We start from the raw sequence: 14,141 nt of genomic DNA on the forward strand, positions 1-14,141 counted from the left end.
CGGCTCAGGTGCGGTTTGCCTGACGCGCGACGAGGAACGGCCGCCGCGTGCGTTGCTTCATGACGAGCGGCGGGTGAAAGACCCGCACGCCGATCTGTCCAGCCAGCCAGGACAGGCAATTGCTCAGTACCAGATACGCGATCAGCGTCACCGAGAAAGTCTGGAGGTAGAGCAGCGTTCGCGAGTTGATCACGGTGGCCGTGCCGGTCAGCTCGGGCAGTGCGATGGCCGAGAGCAACGAGGTGCCGAGCAGCAGTTGAATCAGGTTGTTGACGATCGCCGGATAAACGGCGCGCGCCGCTTGAGGCAGCACGATCTCGATGAAGATCTGGGAGCGTTCGAGGCCAAGAATGCTCGCCGCTTCGAGCTGTCCGCGCGGCACCGATTGAATGCCGGCGCGGAACACTTCCGCCAGATAAGCGCCTACGTTGACGCCGAGCGCGATGACACCCGCCGTGTACGCATTCAGATGGAGGCCTAGCGACGGCAGACCGAAGAAGACGATGAAGATCTGCAGCAGGACCGGTGTATTGCGGATGACCTCGATATAAGCGCTCGCCACCGCGCGCAGCAGGCCGAGGCGCGAGGCTCCGGCAAGCGCAGTCACGAGGCCGAGCACCAAGGAGAGGCAAAAGGCAAGCAGCGTCACCTGCAGCGTGAGCCACGCCGCACGCAAGAAGTCGGGCACGTAGCCCCACAATGTGAGCCATTGATAACTCATCTCTCCTCCTTGTGGGAATGCCCACCGCCGCTTGCCGTGCCAATCATCGAATCGCGCTCAAAACTGCGGGTTGAGCGAATAGCGCGGATCGACGCCGAACCATTTCTTATAGAGCTGCGCGTTCAGCTTCGATGCGTTGATGTTGAACAGGAACAAGTTGAGATAGTTCAGCCACACCTGATCGCCTGCCTTCACGCCGAACGCGTTGTACTCGAGCGGCACGAGCGCCTCGTTGGTGACCGTCAGATCCGGGTCCAACGTGGCTTGATAAGCGAGGAAGTTGTTGTCTTCGATCATCGCGTCGGCCTGTCCTTGCTTGACGGCAAGGATGGCGGCTTCGGAGCTGTCGTACTCCTGGATCTTGACCTGCATGTTCAGCGCCCGGACTTCGTCGCCGTTCGTCGAGCCCTTGACGGTTGCGATCGTGCGGCCCGACATATCCTGAATCGACTTGATGCCGCTCGTCTTCTTAACGAGCAGTGCCTCGCTGGCGACGACATAGGGCGTCGTAAAGGCGATCTCCTTGGCCCGCTCGAGATTGCGCGTGAAGTTGCAGAACACCACGTCGACCTTGTCCGTCTGCAGGTTCGGAATCCGGTTGGCGCTCGTGGTATTCACGACTTCGAGCTTCACGCCCATTTCCTTCGCCAGTTCCTTAGCGAGATCCACGTCATAGCCGTCGGGCTGCCCGTCCTTGTTGTAGAAGCCGAACGGCGCAAACGTCAGGCAATCGCCGACGCGCAGCGTGCCGCGCTGGAGCACCCCCTGCAAGGTCGACGCCGCCGTGGTGTCTTGGCCAGGGGTAGCGACTTTGGTGCAGCCGGCGAGCGCCAGCAGACCAGCCAGAGCGAACAAGCAGGCGTACTTCGCGCTTTCTTTGACGTGTTTCATTTCTCGATCCTGATCGGGAGTGGGAAATCCGCTTAGGCAGACCGCGTTCAGCACCGCCTTCGCGGAGTGCCCGGGAAAGGGATCGATTGGATCGCGCGTCTACACCTAGCTTGTCCGGTATATCGGACACGTGTCCGACACAGCAGATGTGAGGCAGTCTTTCGCGCAAAAAAGAGCGTGGCAATGCGGGTATACGCGAGCGTGTTTTGAGGGGCGGAGCGGACGACGAGTCACGCAATACCCCGGTGCGCCGGATAATGTCCGCAAGAAAACGCGGGTATCGGAGCTGGTCCGAGAAGCGCGGATTGCCCCGCTCAGGAGTTTGAAACCAGCAAGCTGTTCGTCAATCTTTTTGGACTTCTTCGATGACACAGGACCTTGGCAAGTTGGCAGCAGACCTCGAGCGGCTGCTCAAGCTGCGCAGTCTTCCGTTCGGGATGACGCTCTTCGAACGGCGTGAGGACATGGAAGCGATTCCTCGCGTTCGCCGCCCAAAGGCGATCCACACGCTGGATCAGATCGTGGGGCAAACCGCTCGGCTGGGCTTTACGGTGGGGGTCACGGCCGAAGATTTGGTCGGATCGCAATGCCGGGCGGTCGTTGGCTTAGGAAAGGCAAAGGACGCCGACTGGATGTCGGGCCGGCAAATGGCGGGCGTCTGGTACGCCACGCTTGAAGACTCTCGCGCCCATCAAGCCGCAATGGATTGCGTACCGGATGGCAAGTACGAAGCACTCGTGGTGTCTCCGCTTTCCGCGGGCCGTATCGAGCCGTCGATTGCCTTGTTCTACGCGACACCTGGCGCCATGATGTACTTCATCAACGGTTTACAGTGGTCAGGGTACAAGCGTTTCGATTGGAGTGTTGTCGGAGAATCATCCTGCGCGGACTCGTGGGGACGAGCGTTAAAGACCGGAGCGCCGAGCCTGTCGATTCCTTGCTATGCGGAGCGCAGATACGGCGGAGTCCTGGACGACGAGATGCTGATGGCACTACCGCCGGAGGTCTTGGCACAAGCCATCGCCGGTATGGACGCCCTCGCGAAAAATGGACTTCGGTATCCGTTTGCGCAGTACGGAATCCAGCAAGATGCTCGCGCAGGGATGGAGGTTAGTTATCCAAAGAAGTAGGTTTGACTTTTCCTTCCAATGATTCCGACATGACTAGCCTACTGATTCGCAACGTGCGCGTGGATTCGGACAGCGCACTCGACGTCCTCGTCGAAAATGGCCATATCGCTCATATCGGCCCGTCCATCGATGCAAAGGACGGCTGCCTCATCGAAGACGGTGCCGGCATGCTCTTGCTGCCGGGCCTGGTCGAAGGGCATACGCATCTGGACAAGACCCACTGGGGCATGCCTTGGTACCGCAACACCGTCGCACCGCGCCTGATCGACCGCATCGAAAACGAACGCAGTTGGCGAGCGGCGAGCGGCCACGACGCCGGCGTGCAGTCGCTCGCGTTAGCGCGTGCGTTCCTCGCTACGGGCACAACGCGCTTGCGCACGCATGTCGATATCGATACCGATGCTTGCCTGCGGCACTTGCACGGCGTTCTCGCCACGCGCGAGACGTTGCGCGGGCAGATGGAAATTCAAATCGTCGCGTTCCCGCAATCCGGCATGCTGAAGCGCCACGGCACCGAAGCCTTGCTCGCCGAAGCGCTACGTGCAGGCGCCGACCTGCTGGGCGGGCTCGATCCGTGCGCAATCGAGGGCGATGCGGTGAAGGCGCTCGATCTGCTGTTCGGACTCGCCGAGCGGCATGGCTGCGGTCTCGACATTCACCTCCACGAGCGCGCGACGATGGGCGCGTATTCGCTCGACCTGATTCTTCAACGCACCGCCGCGCTCGGGATGAAGGGGCGGGTCGCCATCAGCCACGGATTCTGTCTGGGCGATGTCGGGGAACGTGAACGTGATGCGTTGCTCGCGCGCATGGCCGAGCTTGAGGTCGCGTTGGTGACGACCGCGCCCGCGTCGGTTGCCGTGCCGCCCGTATCGGCGTGCCGCGCGGCGGGCGTCACCGTCGTCGGGGGCAATGACGGCATTCGCGATACATGGACCCCGTACGGCGCGCCCGATATGCTCGAGCGCGCGATGTTGATCGGCTTGCGCAACGACTTCCGCCGCGACGACGAACTCGAGATCGCTCTCGATTGCGTGACACATAGCGCGGCGCGCGGTTGCGGCTTTGCGGATTACGGCTTGCTGCTCGGTCATCGCGCGGATCTCGTGCTCGTCGACGCGCAAACGCTCGCCGAGGCTGTGGTCGCACGGCCGGTGCGCAAGCTCGTCGTGTCGGCGGGAAACATCGTCGCGCGAGATGGGATGTTGGTCTGAAGGAAATCGGCCCAACTCGATAGCGCTTTATTGAGCACGCTTTCCAAACTACATTGAGACTGCCGCATGCGCGAACTGGGTACAGCGTTCGGCGCCGGCAACCACGAATGTAGTCCTTACAGGAGACTGCGATGGAAAGCGCGGACGACTTCGCATCGGACGAGGAACAGACACCAAGCAACAATCCGCGCTTCGACCAGATGTTTCCGGTGCTGACCGAATCCGAGATCGATCGAATCACCCGGTTTGGCGCGCCGCACAGCTACGTCGTGGGCGACATGCTCTACCGGTCGGGCGGCGCAAGCCCCGGCATGTTCGTGCTGCTGTCGGGGACGATACGCTATGCCGGCCGTGACGGACTCAACCGTCGCAGGTTGCTTCGCTCCAGGGTGCAACGGGGCGAATTCACGTCCGACATCGGGATGCTTTCGGGCAAGCCGGGACTGGTCGATGCAGAAGTCATCGAAGCTGTCGAGGCGCTCGTGATCCAGCCGGAGCGGTTGCGCGCCCTGTTGATCGCCGAGGCCGAGCTTGGCGAAAGAATCGTTCGCGCGCTGATCCTCAGACGTGTCGCGGCCATCGAGCGCGGACAGGGCGCGGTGCTCGTAGGCGCGCACGACGATGGCCGGCTGCTCGCCCTTCAAAACTTTCTGCGTCGCAACGGCCAACCCCATATGGCGCTCGACGTAGGCGATGCCGACGCCATCGTATTGCTCGAGCGGTTGACGCCGTCCGTCGCCGACTTGCCGCTCGTTCTCTGCCCGAACGGGGCCGTCTTGCGCAATCCTGATGAGGCACAGCTGGCGTCGTGCCTCGGGCTGATTCCGGAATTCGATCCGGCATACGTTTATGACGTCGCGGTGGTCGGCGCCGGCCCGGCGGGACTCGCAGCGGCCGTTTATGCGGCTTCTGAAGGGTTGTCGGTGGCCGTCTTCGATTGCAGGGCGCCGGGCGGCCAGGCGGGTACGAGCTCGCGCATCGAAAACTATCTTGGCTTTCCGACTGGGATCTCCGGTCAGGCCTTGGCCGGTAGAGCGTTTAACCAGGCACAGAAATTCGGTGCGCACATCGGGATTCCGCTCGAAGTGACGGCGTTGCACTGCGACCGCTATCCGCTTGAAATCGCGCTTGCGAACGCCCAACGCATCAGGGCCCGCACAGTCGTGATTGCGAGCGGCGCCGAATACCGGCGTCCTGCCGTGAAAGGGCTTGGGCACTTCGAAGGTCGCGGCATTTATTACTGGGCAACCCCGATTGAAGCGCGCCTGTGCCGCAATCAGACCGTGCTTCTGGTTGGCGGCGGCAACTCGGCGGGACAGGCGATCGTTTTTCTGGCTTCCCAGGTTGCGCATGTGCACGTACTCGTTCGCAGCCCGGATCTCGAGCACAGCATGTCGCGCTATCTGATTGACCGTATTGCATCGCTGCCGAACGTGACGATGCATATGCGTGCGGAGATCACGTCACTGGAAGGCGATGAACGGCTCGAACGTGTCCGCTACCGGCAGGATGACGGTTCAGACGGACAGCTTGAAACGCATCACCTTTTTCTGTTCATCGGCGCCGATCCTAATACGGGCTGGCTGCAACGGTGCGGTGTCAAGCTCGACTCAAAGGGATTCGTGTTGACGGGCACTGAGCTCCCCGCCACAGGCACGACGCGGACGTTGCCTCTCGAAACCAGCGTCGATGGGGTATTCGCAATTGGCGACGTGCGATCGGCGTCCACGAAGCGTGTCGCGGCGGCCGTGGGCGAAGGCGCTGCCGTCGTAGCGCAGGTTCATGGTTTTCTGGCTGCGCATGCCAATAGCGAAACCCGTTAGCGTTCACACCTGCGCGATGCCACCGTCGACGAACAGTTCAATACCGGCTACGAAGCTGCTGTCGTCGGATGCGAGAAACAGCACGGCCGATGCGATTTCCTCGGGGCGGCCGATGCGTCCCAACGGTGTCGCGGCGGCGTACTTCGCTCGCAGTTCGTCGGCTTCGGCTGCGGTGGAAACCTGACTGTCGATGATCGGGGTATCGATGGCGCCGGGGCTCACGGCATTGACGCGGATGCCGCGGCCCTTGAACTCGACGGTCCACGTCCGTGCCAGCGAGCGAACGGCGGCCTTCGCAGCGCTGTAGGTGTCGTGAGCGTGCAGGCCCTTGACGCCTGCAATCGAGCTGGTAAGGATGATGCTGCTTCCCTCGGCCATCAGCGGGAGCGCCTTTTGCACGGTGAAAATGAGTCCACGCACGTTGACGTCGAACGTCGCGTCGTAGTGCTCCGGCGTGATCTCGTCGAGCGTCCGGTGTTCGATCGAACCTGAATTGGCGAAAAGAACATCGATTTTGCCGCGCTGCGCCTTGACGATCGAAAACAAACGATCGAGATCGTCGAGCTTCGTCACGTCGGCCTGCACGGCCGTCACGTTGCGGCCGATCTGCTGCACGGCCTTGTCGAGCTCCGCTTGCCGTCTGCCGACTATGAACACGTAAGCGCCCTCGTCGACAAATCGTTGCGCGGTGGCAAGCCCGATGCCGCTGCTGCCGCCTGTGATGATTGCAGTCTTGTTGGTAAGACGGTTCATTCGTTCATCCTCTGGGTGAGCGTTGAAGATGAACGAATCATGGCCGCCGGCGTTGCGGTTCAGCAGAGGGTTGCCGGCGATAACTGTCATTCCGCGCGGGCATGCCGCGACCCGCGACCGGACCGCCATGGCCAACCCATTACTCAATGGAATAACTGGAATTCCGAACCCCCTCCTAACGCCGACTCCTGCTGGCTACTAAATTTCGTTCAACCGACCTGGACGTCGGAAGGTCACTCAAACATCACGCGCCATACGCGGTGCGAAAGCTTTGAGCTGTTACTGAAATGATCGAATTGGAGCAATGAAATGGGAACGAGCAACAAGGTTCTGGTGGCGGGTGCGAGCGGACTCATCGGTGTGGCCGCAATCGAGGGTTTCCTCTCTGCGGGTTGGGATGTCGTCGGTATTTCCAGGCGCAAGCCGAAGCTGCCGAGCGGTCGCGACTTCGAATTCATCCCTGTAGACTTGCGCAACGAGAACGCCGCCCGTGAAGCGCTGTCCGCGCTCGACGGCATTACGCACGTCACGTATGCGGCAATCTACGAGAACGCCGATGATCTGGTGAGCGGCTGGTCGAATTCGGATCAGATCGAAATCAACAATGCGATGCTGCGCAATGTGATCGAGCCGCTCGTTTCAGGAAAGTCGGCGCTCAAGCACGTGTCCATCCTGCAGGGCACGAAGGCATACGGTGTCCATCTTCACCCGATTGCCATCCCTGCACGCGAAAGCGATCCCCGCGACAATCACGCGAACTTCTTCTTCGATCAGCAGGACTACGTTCGCGACGCAGGCGAAAAGCACGGCTTCACTTACACCGTGCTGCGCCCGCAACTCGTCACCGGGAAAACACCTGGCGCCCTCAACGTGCTGCCGGCCATTGGCGTCTACGCAGCGATCCGCCGAGAAAAGGGCGAGGCATTCGGCTTCCCTGGCGGCCCATCGTTCGTATGGGAAATGGCCGACGCCGATCTCGTCGGCCAGGTGATGGTTTGGGCCGCACAATCGCCGCAAGCGGCGAATCAGATCTTCAACGTCACCAACGGCGATGTCTTCGAATGGCGAAGCGTGTGGCCCGCTATGGCGCGGACGCTGGGCGTGAACGTCGGAGCCGATGTGCCTGTCAGCATCGCGCAGTACATTCGCGATAACGCCGGCGTGTGGGCGAAGATCGTCGACAAGTACGGGCTTGCGAGCGGCGATCTGCACGCGTTCGTCGGACAGGGCGATCAGCATGCGGACTTCGCGTTTGCCTACGGCGCACCGGCGGGCCCGGTGGCTTTCGTTAGCACCGTCAAGCTTCGCAAGGCGGGATTCAATGCGGCCGTCGACACTCAGGATGCGTTTTGCGACGCGCTCCAGTTTTTCATAGACCGGAAGCTCTTGCCCCCCGCCCTTTAATAAGCGAAGGCCCGAACTCGCGATGCCAATCAGTGATCTGCTGGCAGCACTTGCAAAAGCGGTTCGGGCGTCACGGCGATCTCGCCTGTAAAGGGTCGATCGTGCGCAAGAATGAGCAAGACGGTCGTTGCGAGTGACGCGGAAAATAGACCGATCGCGACGGCGGACGTCACCCGGTTTTCACAATGAACAAACGCGATCGTCAACAGGAGGCAGACGGCCAGAATTGCCAGGCATGTCCATTTGACGCCGTTCACTTCGGAGCGGCTAATCAGGATCCGCTCGCGTCGTGCTTCGAGTGCCTGCTCCAGGGATGCCGCCACCTCGCGCTGCGCCGTCTGCTGTCCGGGCGTATCGACCGGCAGGGACAACGTGAGCTGAAGCGCCTTGTTCAACGCAGGAGGACTGATGTTCAACGTGGCGACTCCCTCCGACATCATTGGCCACTCGGTACTTGCTGTGTACTGGATGTAGTCTCGAACCAGCTTTCGCAACGCGACCTGCGATTCTTCCGGCAATACGGCGGACACGACAACCACCGATCGCAGCGCGCCGGCTTCCGTGTCGACCTCGGCGTTGGCGCGCGCCGTATCGTTCCAGACCTGTGCGGCAGTAAACGCGATGAACAGGCCAAAGATGATGCCGATTGGGGAAAGCAACCCCGGCGAAATTGCCCTATATGACTTTCCGTGCCGACCGGCGGCGAGCCAGCCGGTGCCGACATGAATCGCCGCGCCTCCGAGGAATGTCACGCTAAAAGCAACGAGCGTCATCAGCCATATTGGCAGGCTATGCAACCAGGTACTGATCATCGTGGCTTGCTCCATGCGCAGCGTGACGGCTATCTCTCTGGAAAGCCGGCGACGCTAAACGCTCAAACAAACCACGAGGCTCAATCGGCGGTCTGTACGCTGGATCACGCTCCGCTGAAAATCTGTGAAGTGGGCGACAGCGCCTGTCGATCAGCGATGAACGGCCGTCCGCTTCGCATAGGCTTGCAGAAACTGCTCGACAAACGCGTGCGTGATGGGCGGCAAAGTTCTTCCGCGCTTCTTGATCAACGCGATCGGGCGAACGAACGCAGCGTCCCCGATCGATCGCGCGACAAGATCGGGTTCGGCAAGCACTTCGCGCGCCGTCGCCGGCAGGATGGTGACGCCGAGACCGCCGCGCACCATCGCGACCGCCGTCATCATGTAAGTCGGCTCGCAGGCGATCTGCGCCACGCAGCCGGCTTCTTCGAGCGCGGCGTCGACCACGCTGCGAACGCTCGTGCCTTGTGCGGTCAGCACGAGCGGCGAACGTGCGACGTCGCTGATCGACACCCGCCGCTTGCGCGCGAGCGCGTGCGTTTTCGGGCACACCACCACCAACCGGTCCGCGCCTTCGTAAAGCACTTCAAGCGAAGCGTCGAACGCATCGCCGCCCGTCAGGCCGATATCGGCTTCTTCGTTGCGCACGAGCGTATTCACGGTACTCGCGACCACGTCGCGAATCTGAAAGGCCGCCTGCGGCACGCGCTGTCTGAACGCCTGGATCAGATCGGGCAGCGCGCTCGCCGCGAAGGTCGGCAGACACGCGAGCCGCACGGTCCCGCTCGCTCCCTCGCCGAGCGCGCGGGCGTCGCGCAGCACGCGCTCCATATCGTCGAGCGAGCGTTGCAGCAGCGGCAGCAATTCGCGACCCGTTTGCGTGAGCGTCACACTGCGGCTGTTGCGGTCGAACAGGCGCGCGCCGACGGTTTCTTCGAGCCGCCGTATCTGCACCGTCAGCGCCGGTTGCGACAGATGCAGCCGCGAGGCGGCCCGCGTGAAGCTGCCCGCCATCGCCACCGTGACGAAGGCACGGATTTCCCGGAGATTCAGATCCATAACGGTTCGTGATCGCTGCAATCAGATCATTTCAATTGTGTTATCGCCGGATCGAACTTACGCTGCAAACCATTAAATGACAAGACTGGAGACACGACCATGCTGCCTTTACTGGGGCTCGTCACAATTGCCGTTCTGCTCGGCGCCATTCTCTCGAAGCGCATGTCGCCGCTCGTCGCGCTCATCATCGTGCCGATTGCGGCATCGTTGATCGGCGGCTTCGGTTTGCAGACCAGCAAGTTCGTCGTCGATGGGCTGAAGAGTCTCGCGCCTGTGGTCGGCATGTTCGTGTTCGCGATCCTGTACTTCGGCACGATCACCGACGCCGGCACGCTCGATCCCATCATCGACCGCATTCTTCGCGCCGTCGGCACAAGGCCGACGCGCATCGTGATGGGCACGACGCTGCTAGCGCTGCTGATCCATCTCGATGGCTCGGGCGCTGTCTGCTTTCTCGTCACGATTCCGGCGATGCTGCCGCTCTATGAGCGCCTGCAAATGGACAAGCGCGTGCTGGCAGCGGCTGTGTCGCTGGCGGCGGGCATCAACTTCTTGCCGTGGACGGGGCCGATGATCCGCGCGTCCGCATCGCTGCATCTGCCCGTCTCCGCGCTGTTCAATCCGCTGATTCCGGTGCAGGCGATCGGCCTCGTGTTCGTGTTCGGCGCGGCGTACTGGCTCGGGCGGCGCGAAGAAAAGCGCCTCGGCATGTCGAACGCGGACGGCGCGATACCGATGCCGAAGCGCGAGCTGACGCCGGAAGAACAAGCCTTGCGACGCCCGCGGAATTTCTGGTTCAACATCGTGTTGACCGTGGTCGTGCTGGGCACGATGGTCGTCATGGGCGAGAAAATTCCGCCCGCCATCATGTTCATGGTCGGCCTGTGCATTGCTCTGATGGTGAACTACCCGAATGTCGAGATGCAGAGAAAGCGCATCGACGCGCATGCACGCGCCGCGCTGATGATGGCGGGCATTCTGCTCGCGGCGGGCGTGTTCACCGGGATCATGCAGGGCAGCGGCATGCTGAAGGCGATGGCGCAGGCAGCCGTGGGCTTCGTGCCGCCCTCGATGGCAGGCCACATTCCCGTCGTGCTCGGCCTGCTGTCGATGCCGCTCAGCATGTTGTTCGACCCCGATTCGTTCTATTTCGGCGTGCTGCCCGTGATCGCGGAAGTGGCGGGGCAACTCGGCGTGCCGTCCGTGCACGTGGGGCAGGCCGCGCTGCTCGGGCAGATGACCACGGGCTTTCCCGTCAGTCCGCTGACGCCCGCGACCTTTCTCGTGGTCGGCCTGTGCGGGATCGAACTGGCCGAGCACCAGAAGTTCACGTTTCCGCTGCTGTTCGGCGCTTCGATCGTGATGACGATTGCGTGCGTCGTACTGGGCATATTTTCGTTGTGAGTTTCATTCGATGGTGGTGTGGCAATGACAGCAAATCCAAGCGACGCACTTAAACGACGGCTCGTTAGAATCGGCGCCGGCGCGGGCTATTCGGGCGACCGTATCGAGCCCGCGGTCGAACTCGCGGAGCACGGCAAGCTCGACTATCTCGTGTTCGAATGTCTCGCTGAACGGACCATTGCGATCGCGCAGCAAGCGAAGCGCAAAGACCCGCAGCTCGGCTACGATCCGCTCCTTGAAGCGCGCATGCGCGCGGTGCTGCCCGTTGCCGTGCGCAACGGCGTGCGGATCATCTCGAACATGGGCGCGGCCAACCCGTATGCCGCAGCGCAAAAAACCGCACAGATCGCGCGCGCGCTCGGCCTGAACGGTTTGAAGATCGCGGCCGTGAGCGGCGACGATGTGCTCGATGTCGTGCTGCAAGGCGAATTCCGTTTCGAGGAATCCGGCGACGCGGTTGCCGCCTACCGCGAGCACATCGTGTCGGCAAACGCGTACCTGGGCGCCACGCCCATCGTCGCGGCGCTCGATGCAGGCGCGGATATCGTGCTCACGGGCCGAGTCGCCGATCCGTCGCTGTTCACCGCGCCGCTGATTCACGAGTTCGGCTGGCGCATGGACGATTGGGCGACATTAGGGCAAGCGACCGTCGTCGGGCATCTGCTGGAGTGCGCAGGGCAGATCACGGGCGGCTACTTCGCGGACCCCGGCTACAAGGACGTGCCGAATCTCGCGCGCCTCGGTTTTCCGATCGGCGAGGTGGCGCAAGACGGCTCGGTCACGATCACGAAGGTGCCGCATGCGGGTGGTCGTGTCAGCGCGGCAACGTGCAAGGAACAGCTGCTCTACGAGATTCATGATCCGAGCCGTTATCTGCAGCCGGATGTCGTCGCTGACTTCACCCAGGTCGAGGTGATGGAAGACGCCGCTGACCGCGTGCGCGTAACAGGCGGCCGCGGCACTGAACGCACGCCGACGCTGAAGGTGTCGGTGGCGTATGTCGACGGCTTCATCGGTGAAGGGCAGATTTCATATGGCGGGCCGGGCGCGGTCGCGAGAGCGCGCCTCGCGCTCGATATCGTGCGCGAACGGCTTGCATTGACCGGTGTGGACGCGAGTGAACTGCGCTTCGATCTGATCGGCGTCGATTCGCTTTATGGGGAGACGGCAGGCGCGCAGCGCAGCGAGCCCTACGAAGTGCGCGTGCGCGTGGCGGGCCGCACGACGACGGCAGAAGAAGCGCTGCGCATCGGCAACGAAGTCGAAACGCTCTATACCAACGGACCGGCGGGCGGCGGCGGTGTCACGAAGTCGGTGCGCGAAGTGCTCGCGGTGCAGTCGGTATTGCTGCCGCGAACCGAAGCCAAGCCGGCCTTTACTTTCGTGGAGGCGTGATATGAAGCTACGTGAACTCGCGCATTCGCGCACGGGCGACAAGGGCAATACGTTGAACGTGTCGGTGATCTGTCGCGACCCGCATCACTATGAACATCTGCGCGCGCACTTGAGCGCCGAACGCGTGAAGGCCTGGCTCGCGGACATCGTCCATGGCGACGTGGTGCGCTTCGAACTGCCGCGACTGGCGTCGTTCAATTTCGTACTCGGCGATGCGCTGGGCGGCGGCGTCACCCGCTCGCTCGCCATCGACGCACATGGGAAATCGATTAGTTCGGTCTTGCTGGATATTGAGGTCGCTGAACCGAACGTGCCGGGCTGACGGGGCTAGTTCGGCTTGAACGTTTTAGTATCGCCACTGCTCGGATATTTCATCGGCAAGCGAGAGCTTCTGCCGAACGATCTCGGCGATTGGGCTCTCCGGGGCGCCCGATGCTTCCATCTGCGCGAGCAGAAATTTCTGCGCCGAAAAATTGATGGAACGCAGCTCGCGACCGTCAATTTTCGACATCCGTCGCGCATTGCGCGCCGCCTCGCTAACCAGATCTCTCGCCGAACTGAAGTCTGGCGCCACGCCGGTGGCCGCTTGAAACTCGGAACGCAATCCGGCGGCATACTCGCGCGACTGCCCGAGTCGATCCGCGTCGAGCAGGAGATCCACGTCGTTCAGCATCCTCCAGGTGCAGAGCATCCACAATGCGACGAATGCCCGATAGGCTTCGATTCCGTCAACCGTCTGTGCGTATTGAGTGCAAGCGGCTGCGTACGCCTCCGCCGAGGCCGATTCAGCAGAGGGCAATTTCACGCCGCACATGGCGATCGCTTGCCTGACGATCGGCTCGCTCTGGTTAAGGCCCAGCACGCGAAACGGTGCTGCGACGAAAAACGGATTGCGCCACTCCTGCCTCAGCATCCAGCCCGAAGCAAACTGCGAAGCGGGGTTGCGCAGGACACCCACGTGCATGGCGCCGGGAAACGCGCGCTTGAGCCACGGTGTCCGTCCTTGAGAGCGGCAGAACTTGAGCACAGGGACCTTGCCGTTCTCCGTCGAGAAGTCGCAGAGACTTTTCAAATACGAGCACAAGGCCGAAAAGTCGCCTCCTGGCGCGTCACCGAAACGATCGAGCCCAAAACTCTTTCGGTATCCATTCACACCACGCCCGGTCTTCTGCACGAATGGCCGGTACTCTTCGTAGTAGGGGGAACGCATCGGCGGGTGACCCGAGATGTAAGCGGGCCGAATGTCGGGAATATGGGCTGCGTTCAACTCTCCGAGCAGTTCACCCAGCGGTTCATAGAGGGCGCTCACCGATTCCAGTGCGCGGAATCGCGACCACACCCAGGTTCCCCCGCTTCTCCATCCAGTGTGCAAAAAAATACTCTGCAGCCGCTTTGCTTGCGGCACCGCCGCGGTTTGCTGGTCGGTCTGAACTGTCGAATCATTCACAGCGCCGGCTTTGGCGCTGGGTGAGCTTGCATGTATCGGATTCATCGCTTCTCCGCCGTCAGGAAGGGTGCGCGCACACTGTGGCAAC

At 62.0% G+C, this 14,141-nt stretch carries 13 protein-coding genes; 7 read left to right on the top strand and 6 right to left on the bottom strand.

All coding sequences use genetic code 11. The features are described 5' to 3' along the window. Positions 1 to 4: 4 nt before the first annotated feature. Positions 5 to 721 carry an amino acid ABC transporter permease gene (locus tag AAHK20_RS23590; RefSeq protein WP_449183919.1) on the bottom strand — a complete coding sequence of 239 codons (717 nt, stop codon included), beginning with the start codon at positions 719 to 721 and terminating at the stop codon, positions 5 to 7. 57 nt (positions 722 to 778) lie between these two features. Then, the gene (locus AAHK20_RS23595) at positions 779 to 1,612 is read right to left on the bottom strand and encodes an ABC transporter substrate-binding protein (RefSeq protein ID WP_449183920.1); all 834 of its coding nucleotides are present in this window, start codon (positions 1,610 to 1,612) and stop codon (positions 779 to 781) included. A 365-nt stretch (positions 1,613 to 1,977) separates the two neighbouring features. On the opposite strand from AAHK20_RS23595, the gene AAHK20_RS23600 reads away from it, so the two are divergent. The 3 genes from AAHK20_RS23600 (at position 1,978) to AAHK20_RS23610 (ending at position 5,779) form a co-directional block, all read left to right on the top strand. Next, on the top strand, positions 1,978 to 2,742 hold the full coding sequence (locus tag AAHK20_RS23600) for a DUF169 domain-containing protein (protein ID WP_449183921.1): 765 nt from the start codon (positions 1,978 to 1,980) through the stop codon (positions 2,740 to 2,742). 29 nt (positions 2,743 to 2,771) lie between these two features. After that, entirely contained in the window at positions 2,772 to 3,956 is a 1,185-nt protein-coding gene (locus tag AAHK20_RS23605; protein ID WP_449183922.1) for an amidohydrolase family protein, read from the top strand. A 131-nt stretch (positions 3,957 to 4,087) separates the two neighbouring features. After that, entirely contained in the window at positions 4,088 to 5,779 is a 1,692-nt protein-coding gene (locus AAHK20_RS23610) for an FAD-dependent oxidoreductase (protein WP_449183923.1), read from the top strand. Between the two features lie 3 nt (positions 5,780 to 5,782). On the opposite strand, the gene AAHK20_RS23615 is transcribed toward AAHK20_RS23610, so the two are convergent. Then, on the bottom strand, positions 5,783 to 6,532 hold the full coding sequence (locus tag AAHK20_RS23615) for an SDR family NAD(P)-dependent oxidoreductase (RefSeq protein ID WP_449183924.1): 750 nt from the start codon (positions 6,530 to 6,532) through the stop codon (positions 5,783 to 5,785). A gap of 309 nt (positions 6,533 to 6,841) precedes the next feature. Here AAHK20_RS23615 and AAHK20_RS23620 point away from each other — a divergent pair, with 309 nt between their 5' ends. After that, entirely contained in the window at positions 6,842 to 7,936 is a 1,095-nt protein-coding gene (locus tag AAHK20_RS23620; RefSeq protein ID WP_449183925.1) for an SDR family oxidoreductase, read from the top strand. Positions 7,937 to 7,965: 29 nt separating this feature from the next. Here the strand turns inward: AAHK20_RS23620 and AAHK20_RS23625 are convergent, their stop codons facing one another. Together AAHK20_RS23625 and AAHK20_RS23630 are read right to left on the bottom strand one after the other, a co-directional pair. Continuing rightward, the gene (locus AAHK20_RS23625) at positions 7,966 to 8,748 is read right to left on the bottom strand and encodes a bestrophin-like domain (RefSeq protein ID WP_449183926.1); all 783 of its coding nucleotides are present in this window, start codon (positions 8,746 to 8,748) and stop codon (positions 7,966 to 7,968) included. Between the two features lie 150 nt (positions 8,749 to 8,898). Beyond that, positions 8,899 to 9,807: a LysR family transcriptional regulator gene (locus tag AAHK20_RS23630; RefSeq protein WP_449183927.1), complete on the bottom strand. Its 909-nt coding sequence runs from the start codon at positions 9,805 to 9,807 to the stop codon at positions 8,899 to 8,901. A gap of 99 nt (positions 9,808 to 9,906) precedes the next feature. Between AAHK20_RS23630 and AAHK20_RS23635 the strand changes: the two genes are divergently transcribed. Genes AAHK20_RS23635 through AAHK20_RS23645 form a run of 3 tightly spaced genes read left to right on the top strand, consistent with a single transcriptional unit; the run spans position 9,907 to position 12,928 of the window. Continuing rightward, positions 9,907 to 11,211, top strand: coding sequence for a CitMHS family transporter (locus AAHK20_RS23635; RefSeq protein WP_449183928.1), 1,305 nt, complete (start codon positions 9,907 to 9,909; stop codon positions 11,209 to 11,211). Positions 11,212 to 11,235: 24 nt separating this feature from the next. Beyond that, a complete protein-coding gene (locus AAHK20_RS23640; RefSeq protein ID WP_449183929.1) occupies positions 11,236 to 12,606 on the top strand; it encodes an acyclic terpene utilization AtuA family protein in 1,371 nt (456 codons plus the stop codon). A gap of 1 nt (position 12,607) precedes the next feature. Further along, positions 12,608 to 12,928 carry an AtuA-related protein gene (locus AAHK20_RS23645; protein ID WP_449183930.1) on the top strand — a complete coding sequence of 107 codons (321 nt, stop codon included), beginning with the start codon at positions 12,608 to 12,610 and terminating at the stop codon, positions 12,926 to 12,928. 24 nt (positions 12,929 to 12,952) lie between these two features. Here AAHK20_RS23645 and AAHK20_RS23650 read toward each other — a convergent pair whose 3' ends face one another. After that, positions 12,953 to 14,098: a hypothetical protein gene (locus AAHK20_RS23650; RefSeq protein WP_449183931.1), complete on the bottom strand. Its 1,146-nt coding sequence runs from the start codon at positions 14,096 to 14,098 to the stop codon at positions 12,953 to 12,955. Positions 14,099 to 14,141 lie beyond the last annotated feature (43 nt).

It is taken from the genome of Trinickia camelliae (assembly GCF_053525655.1).

What these genes read in the sequence shown, in the direction of transcription:
- AAHK20_RS23590 (WP_449183919.1), bottom strand. Translation starts at nt 721, where the DNA reads ATGAGTTATCAATGGCTCACATTGTGGGGCTACGTGCCCGACTTCTTG.
- AAHK20_RS23635 (WP_449183928.1), top strand. Translation starts at nt 9,907, where the DNA reads ATGCTGCCTTTACTGGGGCTCGTCACAATTGCCGTTCTGCTCGGCGCC.
- AAHK20_RS23615 (WP_449183924.1), bottom strand. Translation starts at nt 6,532, where the DNA reads ATGAACCGTCTTACCAACAAGACTGCAATCATCACAGGCGGCAGCAGC.
- AAHK20_RS23600 (WP_449183921.1), top strand. Translation starts at nt 1,978, where the DNA reads ATGACACAGGACCTTGGCAAGTTGGCAGCAGACCTCGAGCGGCTGCTC.
- AAHK20_RS23605 (WP_449183922.1), top strand. Translation starts at nt 2,772, where the DNA reads ATGACTAGCCTACTGATTCGCAACGTGCGCGTGGATTCGGACAGCGCA.
- AAHK20_RS23620 (WP_449183925.1), top strand. Translation starts at nt 6,842, where the DNA reads ATGGGAACGAGCAACAAGGTTCTGGTGGCGGGTGCGAGCGGACTCATC.
- AAHK20_RS23630 (WP_449183927.1), bottom strand. Translation starts at nt 9,807, where the DNA reads ATGGATCTGAATCTCCGGGAAATCCGTGCCTTCGTCACGGTGGCGATG.
- AAHK20_RS23645 (WP_449183930.1), top strand. Translation starts at nt 12,608, where the DNA reads ATGAAGCTACGTGAACTCGCGCATTCGCGCACGGGCGACAAGGGCAAT.
- AAHK20_RS23650 (WP_449183931.1), bottom strand. Translation starts at nt 14,098, where the DNA reads ATGAATCCGATACATGCAAGCTCACCCAGCGCCAAAGCCGGCGCTGTG.
- AAHK20_RS23625 (WP_449183926.1), bottom strand. Translation starts at nt 8,748, where the DNA reads ATGATCAGTACCTGGTTGCATAGCCTGCCAATATGGCTGATGACGCTC.
- AAHK20_RS23640 (WP_449183929.1), top strand. Translation starts at nt 11,236, where the DNA reads ATGACAGCAAATCCAAGCGACGCACTTAAACGACGGCTCGTTAGAATC.
- AAHK20_RS23610 (WP_449183923.1), top strand. Translation starts at nt 4,088, where the DNA reads ATGGAAAGCGCGGACGACTTCGCATCGGACGAGGAACAGACACCAAGC.
- AAHK20_RS23595 (WP_449183920.1), bottom strand. Translation starts at nt 1,612, where the DNA reads ATGAAACACGTCAAAGAAAGCGCGAAGTACGCCTGCTTGTTCGCTCTG.